This is a genomic window from Paenibacillus sp. FSL E2-0177 (genome assembly GCF_037992975.1).
Taxonomy (GTDB): Bacteria; Bacillota; Bacilli; order Paenibacillales; family Paenibacillaceae; genus Paenibacillus_AQ; species Paenibacillus_AQ odorifer.
Genome location: NZ_CP150307.1, coordinates 344,119 through 361,376, shown reverse-complemented (window position 1 = coordinate 361,376; position 17,258 = coordinate 344,119). Strand labels below are relative to the sequence as shown.

Sequence of the window (17,258 nt, the reverse complement as noted above, 5' to 3'; positions counted from 1 at the left end):
TAGATTTGTTGAGATCACTCTATACAGAAATAATGAAGGTGAATCTATTGAATAAGCTTTTATTTCATAATATCCCGCTGGGAGCTACTGGTGAGCGGATCCCGCAAGCGGCTGTGGCCTCAGCGCAGACAAGCCAAGAGCTGGTGAAGCGGGAGGATGAGGACTCCGCTTATTTTCGCAGGCTGGAAGAAGGTGGCATCCTGCTCAACCGTCCGCAGATTTCCGCGGTACGGCATCATAAAGGGCCGCTTCTAACACTGGCCGGCGCAGGCTCCGGCAAAACCTCGGTTCTGATCTGCCGAACCGGCTATTTGTTGTCCGTGCGCGGTGTCTCGCCAAGTCAGCTGCTATTGCTGACTTTTTCGAGTAAAGCTGCGGCTGAAATGCGCGAACGGATCGCCCTTTTACCGGGAGTAGGCCCAGCGGACGTCGCGCGGCTGCAGGCCCGCACGTTTCATTCCTTTTTCTTATTTTTCTTGCGCAGACAAGGATTGCAGCAAGAGATTTTCAGTGAGACGCGGCGCCAGCACATCCTGCTAAAACAAATCATGCGTGAGCTCGGGCTACCTAAGGATGCCTATCCACCGGAAACGCTACTCTCCCTGCTCTCTTCCTGCAAGATGAACATGGGTACCGTAGAAGGCTTGCCTGAAGGAACCACCGCTGAAAAAGAAATGAAATCCATTCTGGAAATCTACGAACAATGGAAACTAGACAATTTCAAAATCGACTTCGACGATGTCCTCTTAATCGCCTATCGGATGCTAAAGGAGCGTCCTACGCTTTTACAGGAATTGCAGATGAGATATCTATACGTGATGGTGGATGAGTTTCAGGATACCAATGCCCTGCAGTACGAGTTAGTCAAAATGATTGCTCACCCGCAGCATAATCTGATGGTGGTTGGCGACGATGACCAGACGATTTATTCCTTCAACGGGGCACGCAGTGAATTCATTCTGGAATTCGAGAAGCTGTACCCGGGAGCAAGGGTTATTACACTTGATATTAATTACCGCTCTGGTCCAGCTATAGTCGGACTCGGCAACGGTATTATCCGGCACAATACGCGCCGGCGTTCCAAAACCCTGCAAGCTGCCAAAGGCAGCGGGAGTCAGCCCCGGTATATGCGTCCGCAGACAGCAGACGAGGAAGCTGAGCAGATGGTTGAGCATATTTTAAACGAGGTTTCGAGCGGCAAAAGAGAATATAGCGACTTCGCCATGTTATATAGAGCGTCCAGCAGCAACCGGGCCGTTCTGGAATTACTTCTTTTACGCGATATTCCCTATATTGATTATGGAGAAGGCCAATTACTGTACGAACACTGGCTAATTTCCCCGGTCGTGGATCATATGCGTCTTTCCGTGAATCGGCGGAATTTCGCGGCTATGGAGAACATCCTGCCTACTCTATATATGAACCGTGAAAAAGGTATGAATCACATCCGGCAGATGGAAGCCAGACAACCAAAGCAAGGCCCACTAATCCATCTGTTGTCCATGCCCGGCATGGAGGATTTCAAGGGCACTAAGCTTAGAGAGCGGCTGGATCTAATTCGCAATATGCGCGAGTTAACCCCAGTCCAAGCGATCCGCCAGATCCGCACGCAATTCTATGATTATTTCATCGAAGCGAATGAGCGGCATCAAGCAACCTTACATCGCGAGACGTTAAAAGAAATGCTAGATGAACTAGAATCGTCTGCAGAGCGATTTGATAGTATCCCTGCCTTTCTGGATTTCATAGATAATGTTACTGAACGTAATGAACATAATCGTCAGCCAAGCACCAAAGAACAAGGGAATCGGATCGCGCTTATGACCATTCACAAATCCAAGGGATTAGAGTTTCCTGTGGTCTTTTTGATTGGAGCCTCTGAAGGAATTCTCCCGCATAGCTCCGCCCTGGAGGGCGACCGGCTCAAGGACCGCAAGCTGGCCGCTGCAAATAGTGGAAGTTCAAGCTTGGCTGCCCTGGAAGAGGAGCGAAGACTGGCTTACGTAGCTGTTACTAGAGCCCGGGAAGAGCTATTTATCAGTTCACCTGCGAGGCATCGAGGCAAAAAAGCAGAGGTCTCCCGCTTCATGTTATCAGCCTTCCGCTCTGCCGTTTCTTCCACAGCAACGACTACGGTGAGCAGAACAGTGACAACAAGATCCTTACCTACCAGCCGGACAACTGCGACAAGAACCCATGTCGTTGCGGTATGGAATTGTACCAGCAGTACCTGTCCTGGCTGGACACGCATGAAAGCGGGCGGAGCTGAGGATCATTTAACCTCAAAGCCCTGCCCGTTATGTAGTTCCCCTATGGCAAAGGACCAACGAGAAGTTCCTGTATGATTCAACGCAAAAAAAGGCAAGTTTCCTCTTCCCTGGAAACTTGCCTTTTTTATAAAAATATATGTTTAAGCTGGAGTTACTACCGCTTCTTCTTCCTCTTCTTCATGCACAGTCTTGATCTGGATCATTACGGTTGACGGTTCGGTCAAAACTTCAATACCGTCCTTGAAGATCAGATCAGAGACGAGCAACTGGTCGCCAATATCCAGTCCGCTGATATCCACTTCCATGGAGGTAGGAAGATCTTCAGGCATACAGCGAACTTCCACTTCATAAATTTCAACCTGAAGCGTGCCGCCTGCTTTAATCCCTACGGCTTCACCTGCAAAATGAATAGTCACCTTGCTGTCCATGCTCTTTTTCATATTTACATGTTGAAAATCAATATGCAGAATTTTGCCGGACAGGGTATCCTTCTGAATGTTCTGAACCACGACCGGAACCTCTAGCTCTTCCGATACCTTACCTTGCAGAATTGCGCGCGGATTCTTTTTGAGAATGTCCAGAAGTTCTTTTTCATTCACTTCCAACGTCAGAGTCTCTTTACCAATACCATATAATACAGCCGGAATACGTCCTTGCTTACGCGCCTGATTGATGTTGGACTTGGTGTCAGTCTTACGTGTGTTGAATTGAATAAACTTATTCATTGGGTTTCCCGCTCTCTTTGACCATAAATTCTTGTCACACCAAGTGTAACATGACCATATAATCTAGTCAAACTTACTGGAAGAACGCTAGGATTCATATTCGTCAAATGGGTCTGCGATTTCAATCTGATATGCTTCTGCGTCACTCACCCCTACAGACAATACCGCCCGGCCTCCTCCAAGACGTTTCAAGCCACCACTGAAGATGACATCCTCCAGTTCTTTGCGCTTGCCCGGGCCCGCCGGAAAATCACTGCGGACTGCTATTATTTTGACCGAAGTTGCCTTATAAGTCTCAGGATTCAGCGAAAAAGCCATGGCATAATAGTGTTTGTTTCCGGCACTATCGAAGCAAGCAATGTGGCCCAATACGCCCACCATTCCACCCCGCAGCAGATGAGCTTCATTGGCTCCCCCCCACTCTTCGGGCACGAATTGATCATGTAAAACCTCGGCATCAATGAAGGTCTGCTCATTTAGTTCGTCCAGCGAAGGAATCACTGTGAACCCAATCTGCCCCCGCCCACCCCGCTCGCCCTGCGGCCGGGTAAATACGCCTACACTGCCATTATCAAGCTCGATAAGTCGGATATCCTTCATCGTGCCGGGACCTGAAGAAAAGTGGGTCAAAGAATCGATGTGATATCCCCGGTAGAACTGGGTCACCCAGGAGACAATCCGGTGCGGATCATCCGCTGCCGTAATCACTTCCACCCCGCCCACAATAAGTTCCCCCCTGATCCGGGTCCAGCACGGGTCCTGTAAATTGTACGTATGCGTATGCGCACGAGGTCTCCAAACCCCATCATGGCATGTAAAAAAGAAGACTTGAGAGAACTCACTGTCCCGTTCCTCAACTCTTCCCATTAGTACCTCTTCCCCGTTATACATAAACGGGGCGGTTATATTATAGACATCCCGGTGCCCAACACCCGTGAACGTCATTTTATTTACAGTGGTTGTACCGCGTCCGGCATGATATGTATCCAGAAGCTGCTTACAGGTGGCTGTCCGTGCCGGGTTCCTTGTCATCGCCGTCCTCCTCGTAATCATTTGAACGATCGATCACCCAATCGTTGTCTTCCGCATCCATGGCAATCAGCTCGCCGGGCTGGACATTAAAGTATACACATAATTTTAGCAACAGATCCCTTGGATACTGCACCATCTCATTCTTATACATTCGGCGTACCGAATCAAAATGGTAATTGATCTCTTTAGCAAGCTTGCGGATCGATAATTTCGGATCATGCCTCTCCATGACCTCACTCAGTTTACTGCGTATGACTGGCATTCCTACACCTCCTCCAATAATATATCCGCACTAACCCCAAGGCGTCAATCGAATTGACAAGATAAAACGGTCATGTTACAGTGGGATTAGGAAATAATTTGCAACATTTCTAATTTCAGAAAAAACAAATACCTTTCCCTATTCAGAAAATAAAGTCTTCTTTATTTTCTTTTTTTGTATCCAGACCAATCGCAAGACCATTAGGGAGGCTCTTTGAATGAAAAATACAGTCCGTAATCACAACATCGTGTTCCTGGGAACCAGTCTGCCGCGAGAGTGCGGTATCGCCACGTTCACACAGGATCTGCTAGATGAACTTATCCACCTTCCCGGCTTCAACCCGCCCCGGATTATTGCCATAAACAACAATGAAACCTACGCTTACGATCAGCAGGTAATACGGCAGATCGACCAGCATAATTACGCAGATTATATAGATACGGCCGATTTCCTCAACAATTCTGATGCCGATTTGTTGGTCATCCAACATGAATTTGGCATCTACGGCGGAGAAAGCGGTGAATACCTGCTGCCCTTTGTCGATCGTTTGAACATTCCGTATGTTGTTGTTTTTCACACAGTGTTGACCAAGCCCTCCCCTAAGCAGCATCAGATCATCCGATGTCTGGCCGAGCGTAGCGTGCAGGTCGTGACGATGGCGGAATCAACCCTTACTGATTTATCTACTATTTATGAGATCCCAGTTTCCAAAATCACATTCATCCATCACGGTGTCCCTCAAGTGAGCACAGCTTCACGCTCCAGCCTCAAAGCACAATACGGTTATCCAGACCGCAAAATCCTCTCCACCTTCGGCTTCCTCAGTCCCGGCAAAGGGATTGAATACAGCATCGAAGCCATGCGCGGCGTGGTCAAGCGACATCCCGAAGCACTTTACATTGTCTGGGGCAAGACCCATCCGGTCGTTAAGCTGGAATCCGGCGAAGTTTACCGCCAGAAACTGACGGACCTCGTAGAAATGTTTGACCTGCAGAACAATGTCCAATTCGTCGATAAGTTGCTGACCCAAGAAGAAGTAATAGAGTCCTTGGTCATGTCAGATATCTATGTGACTCCTTATCTGGGTAAGGATCAGGCCGTCAGCGGCACCCTGGCCTACGGAGTCGGTTATGGCCGGGTCATCGTGTCGACCCCTTACCGCTACGCCCAGGAAATGTTGGCAGAAGGCCGCGGTCTACTGGCTGATTTTCATGATTCTGCTTCCTTGGAAGCCTGCATTTTGCGCTTGCTGAATAGCCCCGCCCTGGTGCAAACGATGGAAGACCGTACGTTGAAGCTCGGGCTCACTATGCGCTGGAACGAAATCGCCAAAATCTATGCCGCCTTGTTCCACAGCCATATCCAGAGCTCGGCGTCCGCTGATCGGAGCGTGATTTAATGGAAACCTCCACCACAGTACAGGCTAAACCAGGCTATCTCCGCAGAATCACGGACGATACAGGAATCTTTCAGCATACCAAGTTTGGGGTTCCGGACCGTTCCAAGGGCTACACTACCGATGATAACGCCCGCGCCCTGATTGCTGCGGTCTTAATGTACGAGAATTCCCGGGATGCCGTGGCACTCGATCTCATTCATACGTATATCTCTTTTATCTATCATTCCCAGACAGCGGACGGCAATTTTCGCAATTTCATGGATTATAACCGCTCCTTTATAGAGGATAAAGGTTCTGAAGATTGCCAGGGACGTACCTTGTGGGCACTCGGGTTCGCCCTGTCGCATGCTGCTTCCCTGCCCGATAACCTGATGAATACCTGCCGGTATTTGATCAATCAGGCACTGCCGCATCTGGAAGCCTTGGGCTCACCTCGGGCTGGAGCCTATGCCATCATCGGCCTAAGTTATCTTACCGAAGCACCGGGCTCATTAGGTTATGCTTTTCCATACCCGCATACTGAAAACACGACCGAAGAAGCCGCCTTTCTGCCAAGGGCAACCATTGAGAGTCTGATCGAAAATATTGCGGTTCGGCTGCATAATCAATATACCCGCTATAAGGGGCACGGCTGGAATTGGTTCGAGGACAGCATCACTTATGGCAATTCCATGCTGCCCTGGGCTCTGCTTCGGGCCTTCCTGATCTCCGGGAATAAAGACCTGCGGGAGACCGCCAAGGAAAGCCTGGATTTCCTAGCTTCCACCACCTTCTCCAGCAAAGGTTACTATAAACCGATCGGCAGCCATGGCTGGCTGCTGCGTGATGGGCTGGCTGCACCCTATGATGAACAGCCCATTGAAGCCTGCGAGATGCTGCTGGCCTGCCGGGAAGCAGCTGTTGTTCTTGAGGACCCCGCCTATCTTGCGCAGGCAGAATTATGCTACAACTGGTATCTAGGGCATAATTCCTTGGCAATCCCTCTGATCGATCCGCAGACTGGTGCTTGTTATGACGGCATCCATGCCGCGGGGCTCAACCTGAACCAAGGCTCGGAGAGCATTATATCCTTCACAATTGCCCGGTTGGTGATGCATCATGAATAAATATGCTACGATCCTAGCCGGCGGGGGCGGAACACGGTTTTGGCCCCTGTCCAGACAAGAAATCCCAAAGCAGCTGCTGAATATTAGTGGCAACGACATTATGCTAAACGATACGATTGAACGCTTCAAAGGGATTATTCCTCAGGAGAATACAGTTATCGTTACTAATCGTACCCAAGCAGTATTGTTGGAGAGTATTATGCACAGCAGCGTTCTCAAAGCTAATATTCTAATTGAACCTGTGGCGCGAAATACAGCCGCTAGCATTCTTTTTGCAGCATTATCTATAGAGAAATCTCATGGCAATTCCTTAATGGTCGTCCTGCCTTCCGATCACTATATAACGGATGAGGAACAATTCCGTCTTACACTAGACGAAGCCTGTACTGTTGCCATGGAGTCAGACAAAATAGTAACCATCGGAATCAAGCCTACTTTCCCATCTACTGGCTACGGCTATATTGCCTTTGACAAGACGCCGATTGCGACAAGCCCAGTGGCTGTATATGATGTAGATGAATTTGTAGAGAAACCAAACTTTCAGAATGCACAGAGTTATCTGGCATCCGGTAATTATCTATGGAATAGTGGGATTTTTATTTGGCAGACCTCTGTCATTATTGATAATTTCAAACGTTATCTACCTCGACTCTACAAAACCATGCTGCCCATCAGTGATTGTTTGGGTACAGATCAGGAAGAGGAAGTTATTAATGCCATCTATCCAACGCTTCAGAATATTTCGATTGATTACGGCATTTTAGAACGCTCTGATGAAGTTGTCGTGCTTTCCGGGCAATTTGGCTGGAATGATATCGGCAGCTGGGATGCACTGGGTTCAATCTTCCCTCCGGATGATGCAGGCAACATTATAAAAGCAAATCATGTGGGGATGGATACCCATAATTCAATCATCTATGGAAATGGCAGACTGATCACGACCATTGGTGTAGACGGGTTCATCATTGCGGATACTGGGGATGCACTATTAATCTGTCCCAAGGACAAAGCGCAGTCAGTCAAAGATATCGTGGAGCTTCTAAAGGAACAGGGAATGACAGAATATATCTAACTAACAAAGAATGCAAAAAGACGGGCCATTGCAGTACATGCATGGTCCGTTTTTCATCTCATTATATAAGAAGTTGAACAGTTTATAAATGTTTTTTAAGCGCCAAACCTAGGTCCAAGCCCACAAGAACCCGTCTCGATCCCAAGCAATTCTCCCGCCATGGAGTTTCCGGAAAGCTTTCTTCACTTCTTTGGAGAGTGAGGCATTGCCGTTCTCATTCACAAATACAAATTGTTCTCCAAAATTCTCTTTCACATATTCAATCGCCGCCGTCTGATGCAAGGTACCCGTAAAACGAATCTCCTTCACCATCCATTCTGCTACTTCTTGTGCGGTTATTTCCATATGGATGCGCCTCCTCTCTGTGCTTACTGCTAAAATGTGCCCTCATTATAACATGAATACAGCCCAATCGGACAAACGTCCGAATTGGGCTGTATTGAAGTCAATTTACATCATTGTGGATAGATATGGTTCGACGGATAACGGGACTTCTGTCCTCCACTCACCATCAACAGAATCCCAGTAATTAAGTGCAAGAACCAGCCTACAAAAGGAATCCATGCCAATAAAGAAGTTATAATTCCTAGCACTGAACCGTAGATAGACTCACGGTCTCTTGAAGATAAAATCAATGTAATCACATGTAGAATAAACATCAACCCCAGAACGGAATACCCCGTGCCAATAACAATAGCAGCACCCAGAATTGGAATTGCCAAAATAATTTCACAGGAACCCGTAATCCATTTCATAGCTTTAGAAGCGCTCAATAGACAACCTCCTAATTGGGTAAAATATATGATTTTTCTCGTGCTAATTATTTTATTTCATACCAACGGCAAAGGTTCTTCCACTTTGTCATGAGATTGCTTCTGCACAAGTGGAGGCAAGCCCTCCTTGCTCATTGCTGCCGAAGGGGCCAGCCCCAAACAGTGGCACATTAAAGGAGCCATTCGCAGCTGTGGCAGCATTTCTTCCTCTTTTTCTGAAGATAATACATCTACCCCAAACGTATATAATGGCACATTTCGCTCGGAAGGGGTTATCCCGCCGTGGTACCCATTTGCGTTCATTCCGTGATCTGCCGTAATCATAATCTTATAGCCCTGTTCCATCCAAATAGGCAAAACAGTGGCCAGCAGACCGTCGGCATTACGCACTGAAAGCTCATATTCTTTACTCTCGCCGCCATAACGATGCCCGGCGTCATCTATATTCATGGAGTGAATGTATAGGAAATGCGGATCATAGGCACTCCGTAAATACACAGCGTCGGCAAACACATGACTGTCGGGATAGTGATCCTCGAAATAAAAGCTGCCATGCTGAATGGGCTTCATCACATTGTGCTGATGGCGATCAGCCAGCGGATCAAAAGGGGCCGAATTATAAAGCTCACTGACCCAATGATAGGCGACAGCAGCTGTACGCAAATTAGCGGCCACTGCCAGATGGAATACGCTCTCTTCATGGCTTGGTCTCACAATATGGTTAGCCGTAATTCCATTTTCGGTCACAGGTGTCCCCGTCAAGAGCACTTCATAAAGCGGGCGTGACAGACTAGGCAATTCCGACTTCACTCGGTGACATGATATTTTCCCCTGCTCCACCAAATGCTCCATATACCCCATATATTCACGTGCGGCCTCATATCTAAGTCCGTCCAACACTACCACAATAAGTTTATTGTTCATTTCAGTCATCTTATTACGCTCCCTCTCGTTCCAGATGCAGCAGCTCAGAAGGGTTCAGAGCCAAGGTGACGTTAGCCCCTTCCACCAGCCTCAGCCAGCGTCCGTCATTTAAAAGATCAACCGTTAAGCAAATGTCTTCTACCTCTACCGTACACCTAATAATATTGCCCAACACGGAGACAGATTTAATGATGCCATCCACCAGTTGCACTCCGGCAGCAACCTCGTGAAGTCCCGCACCCTCATGCAGCAGCGTAACCGCCTCAGGCCGAATAGCAAAGCGGTCCTTCGTGCTATCTATCCCCCGGAACAACGTCATCACTTCTGATCGGGTCAATACATTGTAACTGCCCATAAACCGGGCAACGAACTCTGTCCGTGGTGCGGAGTACAACCCCTCAGGTGTGCCATCCTGCACAATCCGGCCACCGTTCATAATACAGATGCGGTCAGAAAGAATCAGCGCTTCCTCCTGATCATGCGTCACGAATAGTGTCGTCATGTTAAACCTTTTTTGGATATCACGAATTTCAGCACGTAAATTCTTGCGTATCTTAGCATCTAGTGCGCTTAAGGGTTCATCCAGCAGCAATACTTTGGGCTGCACCGCTAGAGAACGAGCTAGCGCTACCCGCTGCTGCTGTCCACCGGAGAGGGACTGCGGATATACATCCCGTTTATCCTCCAGATCGACCAATGCCAACAATTCCGCGCAGCGATGATGGCGGGCTGATTTCGATAACCCCCGCATTTTCATTCCATACTCAATATTTTGGCTCACCGTCAGATTAGGGAACAAGGCATAAGACTGAAACACCATTCCTACCTCGCGCTTACGGGGCGGCAAACTTCCCAGATCTTTATTTTCCAAAAGAATTCTGCCGCCATCCAGCTCTGAAAGACCGGCTATGCAGCGTAGCAATGTGCTTTTTCCACAACCGGAGGGGCCTAGCAGTGTCACAAGTTCACCTTCACGGATCTCCAAATCAACATTGTCTAACACACAGGTATTCCCAAACATTTTGCGTACAGCCTGCAGCTTTAGATAATCATTCATCCCTTAATACCTCCCCCCATCTTTTTACCGAGCTTCATGAGTACCATCGAAAGAATTAGAATAAACAGAAAATAAGAGATCGCAATCGCGCTGGCTAAATGTCCACTTTCACCAACCCTTTGATATAGATATACCTGAATCGTCTGAATATGTCCGCCAACTAACATGTTCGTAAGGACAAATTCGCCGAATAGAACTGAAAATGATAACAGTGTAGAGACGATAACCCCAGGCCATATATTAGGCAAAATCACATTCACGAAGGCCGTTCTTCGGCGGGCACCAAGCAGCTCCGCAGCATGCAGCAGTTCTACGGCATTAACCGTTAACAGACTATTGCGAATGCCCTGATACATATAGGGAAGGATGACCACAAAATATGCACCCACCAATAAATACGCTGTTCCAGCGATATCAAAAGGACCAGAAGAATAGGTACGAATAAGACCTACCGCAGCCACAACACCAGGCACCGCATAAGGCAAAACAACAATACCTTTCATAAAGCTCTCCCAACGCGGAAAATAGAGGGTGATGACAAAAACAGCTGGCAGCATCACAGCTAGACTCAGCACCACGCTGATCAGGCATAAATAAAGCGAGATCCAAAGCGCCTCCAGAAAGCGAATATCCTCAAACATTTCCCCAAACCAATTCAGCGTCCAAGCTCGGGGCAGCAAGGTATTCTGCCAATCTTGTGCAAAAGCATAAATACCCGTTGCCAAAAGAGGAAGCAGCAAATACACCATGAGCAGCAGCATGAAGGTGCGTGGAGCAAAGCCTGCTTTACGTATATTCATTGCCCTGCCTCCTCACGAGCTGTCCATAAACGCCGGGAAGCTTTGATTTTCACATCCGGTTTACTGAGTGCTTTCGTTCCGAACCTCTCCGCACGCCGCACCATTAAATGGTTCAGATAAACCGCCAAAATCGTAGTCAGACCAAGCAGAACAGCAAGCGTACTCCCCATTTGTGGCTGTGTAACCACATCTCCGGCAACCAGTGAACCGATACGTACCGCCAACAGATTGTAATTTCCGCCAACCAATGCGTAAGCCGTGGCATAAGCCCCCATTGCATTAGCAAAAAGAATTCCAAGTGTGCCGAAGATCGCTGGAGTTAGAATAGGCAGGCCTATCGTCTTCCAGAACTGCCAAGGCCCAGCCCCCAGTAAGGACGCTGCCTCTCTCCACTGCTCACGAATTCCGTAAAAGGACGGGTACAAAAGCAGTAAGGCTAACGGAACCTGAAAGTATACATACACCAGTATTAGACCTGACCAGCTATATAGATCAAAATCGGCAAAAACACTCCAGCCCCACTGTTTAAATAAGAGTGTAAACACCCCATTATTTCCGAGCAAAATGATATAAGCAAAAGCCAGCGGAACACCTGCGAAGTTAGAGGTCATATTCGACAGCATCAGAAGTCTATCGCGTACTCTCGGGGTAAACCGGGTAATGCAATAAGCACAAAAAAGCCCGACAATGATCCCTATCAGACTTGAGATTATGGAGATTAGCAGACTGTTCTTAATCGCCTGCATGTAATAGGCACTTTGCAACGCATGCAGATAATTGCCTAACGTAAATCCCGTTCCATCCGCTGTGCGAAAGCTTCCCGTCAGCATGGATAGTATAGGTACCAGTTGAAAGGCTAACACCATTAGTGCAAATGGAATAAGTGCCAGGATCACACCGCGGCTTCTTTGTTTCATCTTACTCGCTCCTTGTCGCGGGAATAGAACAAAGGCGCCTTACGGCATCATGACGAAGGCGCCCTGCTTCTTTTTTGGGGAGAAATGAATACTAATTCAAATGTACAAGCACACGTTCCTGCCACAATTGAGGAATGGTTTTTGCCGTCTCTTCCCATACCTTGTAATCACCAACAGGCTTAGCGTTAACATATTCCTCTTTTGGCAGTAGCTTAGCTGCAACATCATCCGGCAACGTTACACTGTCACGGATCGGACGAGCGTAACCTTTGGCAAGATTAATCTGTCCTTCATCGCTAAGGATGTATTGGCGTGTAAGCTTCGCCGCGTTAGGATGCGGCGCATATTTGTTGATGATCGTGGCATACCCGCTCACGACACTGCCTTCCTGAGGAATGGCTACTGCGAAGCCATCTTTGTTGATCTGGTCTCTATAGTTCAAAGCGTTGAAATCCCACAGCAGGGTAACTTCTACTTCCCCTTTTTCAATGTTGGCAAGGGAAGCTTCTGCATTGGAGAGACGTCCTTTTTTAGCTAAATCCTCGAAAAAAGCAATCCCCGGTTCAATGTTCGACTCATCGCCACCAAAGGCAATTGCTGCGGCCAATACAGCCATCTGTGCTTGAGCAGCCTTGGTTACATCACCAACGATGATTTTGTAGTTACCGTTCTTCAGATCTTCCCAGCTCTTCGGTGGATTCGCCACGAGCTTAGTGTTAGTCAGAAAAGAAATGGTGCCTTGATAGCCGACGATCCAATTCCCGTCCTTATCCTTAGCCCAATCGGGGATTTCATCCCAGTAGGATGTTTTATAAGGCTGGGTTACCCCTTTATCCACGGCAACCGATCCAAACGCAATCCCCACATCTCCGATGTCGGCCGTTGGTTTGTCTTTTTCCGCATCAAACTTGGCAATTTCCTCCGCGCTCGACATATCGGTATCCGAATGTGTAAGACCATACTTACTGTTCATATCACTCCATGTATCTTTCCAGTTCGCCCAGGAATCCGGCATTCCTACACTGATGATACTGCCCTCTTCTTTAGCTTTACTCTCGATCTCAGTCAGACTTAATTCTTTGGTGCCAGCCTTTCCATTCGTTGTTTCTTCAGCCTTGGCCGAATTTCCACAAGCAGCAAGCAACAGGACGAGCAAGGATAACATTAGACCCATCGATAATTGATTGTTGATCCCTTTTTTCATGATTTCCCCTTCACTCCTATTTCTTATTTGCGGGCTCTTTATGCTCCAACTGTTAGGCACCCAATTGCAGTATAGGCGTGTACTATTTTCGCGGCATTAAGGAGAATAGGAATATTTGTAAATAAAAAGAAACGACCTGTCGTCTTTTTTAGATGACCGCCGTTTCCCTTAGAAATGTTTTTATGAAAATAATTACATTAATTACACTAAAATAGAACTTTACTGATGTATAGTAGTATTTATTCATAATAAGAAATGACCCTCAGAGGAGCTTGAAAAATGCTGTTTACAAAAATTCAGATGGTAACAGGTTTATTTCTATGTACTTTGCTTATCTCAGCTTGCAACAATGCAGCTACTCCTCCTAAAAATAACACGCCAGATACAAGTAATAAAATCATTCAAATAAACAGTGATCTTTACACCCTCCCATTACGTGATCAGAATACAGAACAATACAACTACGCTGTCAAAACCTCTGCCGGTATCGTATGGTTGCCAGCCCCAAAAATGAACATTGCCCCTGGAACAGAAGCAAATCCATTTTATTTTCCAACAGAGCCATTCACTTTCTATTTAAGTTCTCCTAATGAAAAATCACTAGCTGTAGAAAAGTCCAAGAAGCTATTGACGTTACCTTTAAATGATGGCGATGCTGTTCTGGTGGTTAGCGGCGTTTTTGGATTAGATGATTATATCCTCTATCATACCTTTTCCATTTTCACTGATGGAGCTCAGCCGATACGAGAACAAGCTTGGGTGATGAAAGTAGACGATCCAACATCTAATAAAGAAATTGCTCAATTCCATTCATCTGGAGGTAAATTTTATAGTTATGCAGTTGATGAAAAAGAAAAACTTTATCTATCGGTTTCCATACTTCCTGGAAATGCAGATGGTAGCTATAGTTACGAAGTTTATATTTATAATCTTCTGACTGGCAACAAAGAAAAAATAAATGATTATTCTCTTAATCCCTCATCACTGGATTCCATCCAATTTAATTACAATGACAAAAAATATTCGTATAAACTTCAGTCCAAGTAAAAAACTGCCCGACATTTCCAGGCAGTTTTACATGTATGAATATAACTACCGTCTACGCGCTGCCACACTGACAACACCGTATCTGTAAAGCACCTTCTTACCGAACCAGCCAAAAAGCCGATCCGTAAAGAAGCCCATAAAGCCAAGGCAGAATAACCCGACAAAGATCCAATCCGTACGGAAAAACAACCGGGAATTCCAGATCAGATAACCTACACCTTCGTTCGAAGCAATCATTTCCGCGCCGATAATCGCCATATATGAGGTGCCCATCGCTAACCGGATACCCGTAAAAATATAAGGGATCGTCGCCGGAACGACCACATGAATCAGAATTTGCCACTCACTGGCGCCCATACTGCGGGCTGAGCGGATTTTGTCCTCTTCCACGGACATCACACCGGTTAAAGTATTCAGCACCACGATAAAAAAGGTAGCGTACATAATTAACGCAATCTTCGACTGCTCCCCAATACCAAACCATACTAGGAACAAAGTAATGAATGCAATCGGCGGGATAAAACGGATAAAGTTCAGGAAAGGCTCCGCAAAAATACGGATCAAGTTCACCTTCCCAATGATTAGTCCTACGGGAATCGCCAGTAAACTGCCGAGTACCCAACCAATGAGCACCCGGTAAAAGCTAATTCCGATATATTGCAGCAAGGTTCCGTCTTCCAGCAGCTCCCGTCCGCCTTTAAGTGTACTCCATGGTCCGGGGATCACATCGGGGCCATAGATTACAGCTCCAAGCTGCCAGACGCAGAGCGCGGTAATCCATAGAAGGGTTACGGAAACCCACTTCTTCTCCACCCATTTCCTCATCTGTCTCACCCTATCCTATTCTTCGAAATGACCTTGAATTTGATTGTATAACGAGTAGAATTCCGGTGAGGTTACGTCCCGCGGATACGGAAGTGTATTGTCATAAATATCCGTAATATTAGAGGACGGTCCTACTGACATAATACCAATTCGTTCTCCCAGCAATAACGCCTCCTGAATATCATGAGTTACAAAAATCACCGTCTTATGTGTCTGGCGCCAAATATTGACCAATTCCTTCTGCATCGTTCGGCGCGTCATCGCATCCAGTGCACCAAATGGCTCATCCATCAGCAGAATCGCTGGATCATTCGCCAGCACCCGAGCCAGCTGAACACGCTGCTTCATACCCCCAGACAGCTCCTTCGGGAACTTCTCCTCATGCCCGTTCAGCCCAACAAGCCCGATGAACCTATCCGATATTGTATGCCGTTCCACCTTTGCGATTTTCTTCATCCGCAATCCGAACTCCACATTCTGACGAACGGTTAACCAAGGGAATAAGGAGGAATCAGCCTGCTGGAACACAACCGCCCGATCTCTGCCGGGCTTATTCACCTCTACATTATCCACCCGTAGATGCCCACCGGATTTGGAGACAAAGCCGGCGATCATATTCAGCAGTGTTGATTTCCCGCAACCACTCGGCCCGAGCAGAACGAAGAATTCGCCACCTTTAATTACGAGATCTACATCTTTTATAATGTAGTGAACGTCCCCAGCAGTCGGTTCACTGTAGCTTTTACGGAGCTGCTCAATATGAATGGTATGCTGCTTAGCAGATAATGACATGCTGAACTCCCCCTATTTCTTGTACGTAACCTCTTCTGGCAATGCCTTCTCCAGCGGCTCGAGATTCAGTTTACTATCCAGATCAAAATCCTTCTCAATGATTCCGTTGTCGACCATATATTTCTTTTGCTTGGTCAAACTGTCATACGCTGCTTGAGTAAATCCTAGTGCCCACGGATTATTCGGCAGATCTTTTATCGTTGATTCCTTAGGCTGCTTCACTTCCTTATACATCAGATCAGCAACCTCATCTGGGTGAGCCTGAGCATAGGCTCCGGCTTCATTCACCGCTGCTAGGAAATTCGCTATACCTTGCGGATTCTTAGTCGCAAAATCATTTCCCGTTACAATCCCCATCCCCAATCGAACCGTGGTTTTAGACATATCTGTCAGTTCATGAACACCTTTAAGCGCGTAGAGCTTATCATTCAGAACCGAACCATAAAACCATGCTCCATCCACAGCACCTTGCTTCAAAGCGATATAAGCTTCATCAAAGGCACCCTGTCCTATCAACTCCACATCACTGAGAGCAGCATTATGCTCTTTCAAATATTCATCCCAAAGGTACGGAATGAAGGTACCGCGTATGAAACTCAGCTTCTTCCCCTTCAAGTCTTCAGCCTTCTGAATATCGTCCTGTACGAACAATTTCCATTCAGTGGACGCTTCATCAGTCGCTAATCCCGCCGAGGCGATAATAGCATAATCGCCCTTCGCCACTGCGTTCAGCAAGGGGAAGTCTGCCCCGAAAGCCACATCCACCTGTTTAATAAAAAGGGCATTTACACCTTCCGCAGGGGAACCAAAGTTGACCAGTTCAGCGTCAATCCCGTGTTTGGCAAAGATGCCTTTATCTAGTGCCACCCGAAAAGTGGGATTCGTATTGATGTCAGCAATTTTTATCTTTAATGTCTCTGCTTTGCTGTTCGCCGCTTCCTCTTTAGCGGCATTAGAGGCAGCCGCGTCGCCCTTGGAGCTGCAGCCCGATAAAAGGATAACCACTGATAAAGATAAGAGCAGAAAGCTTGAGCTGATCCATGATTTTTTCAA

18 protein-coding genes are annotated in these 17,258 nt (G+C 47.0%); 5 read left to right on the top strand and 13 right to left on the bottom strand.

Going from position 1 to position 17,258, the window contains the following annotated elements:
• Window positions 1-32: 32 nt before the first annotated feature.
• Entirely contained in the window at window positions 33-2,345 is a 2,313-nt protein-coding gene (locus MHI25_RS01600) for a UvrD-helicase domain-containing protein (protein WP_340395646.1), read from the top strand.
• Window positions 2,346-2,410: 65 nt separating this feature from the next.
• Here the strand turns inward: MHI25_RS01600 and MHI25_RS01595 are convergent, their stop codons facing one another.
• The 3 genes from MHI25_RS01595 to MHI25_RS01585 all read right to left on the bottom strand — a co-directional run bounded on the left by MHI25_RS01595 (window position 2,411) and on the right by MHI25_RS01585 (window position 4,289).
• Window positions 2,411-2,995 carry a 50S ribosomal protein L25 gene (locus MHI25_RS01595; RefSeq protein ID WP_076101172.1) on the bottom strand — a complete coding sequence of 195 codons (585 nt, stop codon included), beginning with the start codon at window positions 2,993-2,995 and terminating at the stop codon, window positions 2,411-2,413.
• Between the two features lie 87 nt (window positions 2,996-3,082).
• Complete coding sequence (locus MHI25_RS01590; protein WP_340394849.1) at window positions 3,083-4,027, bottom strand: DUF1861 family protein; 945 nt, start codon at window positions 4,025-4,027, stop codon at window positions 3,083-3,085.
• A complete protein-coding gene (locus tag MHI25_RS01585) occupies window positions 3,993-4,289 on the bottom strand; it encodes a helix-turn-helix transcriptional regulator (RefSeq protein ID WP_051491502.1) in 297 nt (98 codons plus the stop codon). The genes MHI25_RS01590 and MHI25_RS01585 overlap by 35 nt, the downstream gene beginning before the upstream one ends.
• A gap of 217 nt (window positions 4,290-4,506) precedes the next feature.
• Here MHI25_RS01585 and MHI25_RS01580 point away from each other — a divergent pair, with 217 nt between their 5' ends.
• Genes MHI25_RS01580 through MHI25_RS01570 form a run of 3 tightly spaced genes read left to right on the top strand, consistent with a single transcriptional unit; the run spans window position 4,507 to window position 7,866 of the window.
• Entirely contained in the window at window positions 4,507-5,688 is a 1,182-nt protein-coding gene (locus MHI25_RS01580) for a glycosyltransferase family 4 protein (protein WP_248549151.1), read from the top strand.
• Entirely contained in the window at window positions 5,688-6,794 is a 1,107-nt protein-coding gene (locus MHI25_RS01575) for a glycosyltransferase (RefSeq protein ID WP_248549152.1), read from the top strand. The genes MHI25_RS01580 and MHI25_RS01575 overlap by 1 nt, the downstream gene beginning before the upstream one ends.
• Window positions 6,787-7,866, top strand: coding sequence for a mannose-1-phosphate guanylyltransferase (locus tag MHI25_RS01570; RefSeq protein ID WP_340394848.1), 1,080 nt, complete (start codon window positions 6,787-6,789; stop codon window positions 7,864-7,866). Before MHI25_RS01575 ends, MHI25_RS01570 begins: the two co-directional genes overlap by 8 nt.
• A gap of 108 nt (window positions 7,867-7,974) precedes the next feature.
• Here the strand turns inward: MHI25_RS01570 and MHI25_RS01565 are convergent, their stop codons facing one another.
• From MHI25_RS01565 to MHI25_RS01535, 7 genes are all read right to left on the bottom strand, one after another.
• Window positions 7,975-8,211: a hypothetical protein gene (locus MHI25_RS01565; protein WP_036687339.1), complete on the bottom strand. Its 237-nt coding sequence runs from the start codon at window positions 8,209-8,211 to the stop codon at window positions 7,975-7,977.
• Window positions 8,212-8,321: 110 nt separating this feature from the next.
• A complete protein-coding gene (locus MHI25_RS01560; protein WP_036687337.1) occupies window positions 8,322-8,639 on the bottom strand; it encodes a hypothetical protein in 318 nt (105 codons plus the stop codon).
• Between the two features lie 57 nt (window positions 8,640-8,696).
• Window positions 8,697-9,572 carry an alkaline phosphatase family protein gene (locus tag MHI25_RS01555; protein ID WP_340394847.1) on the bottom strand — a complete coding sequence of 292 codons (876 nt, stop codon included), beginning with the start codon at window positions 9,570-9,572 and terminating at the stop codon, window positions 8,697-8,699.
• A gap of 4 nt (window positions 9,573-9,576) precedes the next feature.
• The gene (locus MHI25_RS01550) at window positions 9,577-10,620 is read right to left on the bottom strand and encodes an ABC transporter ATP-binding protein (protein WP_340394846.1); all 1,044 of its coding nucleotides are present in this window, start codon (window positions 10,618-10,620) and stop codon (window positions 9,577-9,579) included.
• Window positions 10,617-11,420: an ABC transporter permease subunit gene (locus MHI25_RS01545; protein ID WP_340394845.1), complete on the bottom strand. Its 804-nt coding sequence runs from the start codon at window positions 11,418-11,420 to the stop codon at window positions 10,617-10,619. The genes MHI25_RS01550 and MHI25_RS01545 overlap by 4 nt, the downstream gene beginning before the upstream one ends.
• Window positions 11,417-12,337 carry an ABC transporter permease subunit gene (locus tag MHI25_RS01540; protein WP_248549155.1) on the bottom strand — a complete coding sequence of 307 codons (921 nt, stop codon included), beginning with the start codon at window positions 12,335-12,337 and terminating at the stop codon, window positions 11,417-11,419. Before MHI25_RS01540 ends, MHI25_RS01545 begins: the two co-directional genes overlap by 4 nt.
• A 91-nt stretch (window positions 12,338-12,428) precedes the next feature.
• A complete protein-coding gene (locus MHI25_RS01535) occupies window positions 12,429-13,541 on the bottom strand; it encodes an extracellular solute-binding protein (protein ID WP_340394844.1) in 1,113 nt (370 codons plus the stop codon).
• A gap of 279 nt (window positions 13,542-13,820) precedes the next feature.
• On the opposite strand from MHI25_RS01535, the gene MHI25_RS01530 reads away from it, so the two are divergent.
• Window positions 13,821-14,588 carry a hypothetical protein gene (locus MHI25_RS01530; RefSeq protein WP_076127037.1) on the top strand — a complete coding sequence of 256 codons (768 nt, stop codon included), beginning with the start codon at window positions 13,821-13,823 and terminating at the stop codon, window positions 14,586-14,588.
• Window positions 14,589-14,633: 45 nt separating this feature from the next.
• Here the strand turns inward: MHI25_RS01530 and MHI25_RS01525 are convergent, their stop codons facing one another.
• From MHI25_RS01525 to MHI25_RS01515, 3 genes are read right to left on the bottom strand one after another with little or no spacing between them, the layout of a single operon-like run.
• Window positions 14,634-15,413 carry an ABC transporter permease gene (locus MHI25_RS01525; RefSeq protein ID WP_036687327.1) on the bottom strand — a complete coding sequence of 260 codons (780 nt, stop codon included), beginning with the start codon at window positions 15,411-15,413 and terminating at the stop codon, window positions 14,634-14,636.
• A gap of 15 nt (window positions 15,414-15,428) precedes the next feature.
• Window positions 15,429-16,205 carry an ABC transporter ATP-binding protein gene (locus MHI25_RS01520; protein ID WP_076186160.1) on the bottom strand — a complete coding sequence of 259 codons (777 nt, stop codon included), beginning with the start codon at window positions 16,203-16,205 and terminating at the stop codon, window positions 15,429-15,431.
• Between the two features lie 12 nt (window positions 16,206-16,217).
• Entirely contained in the window at window positions 16,218-17,258 is a 1,041-nt protein-coding gene (locus tag MHI25_RS01515; RefSeq protein WP_340394843.1) for an ABC transporter substrate-binding protein, read from the bottom strand.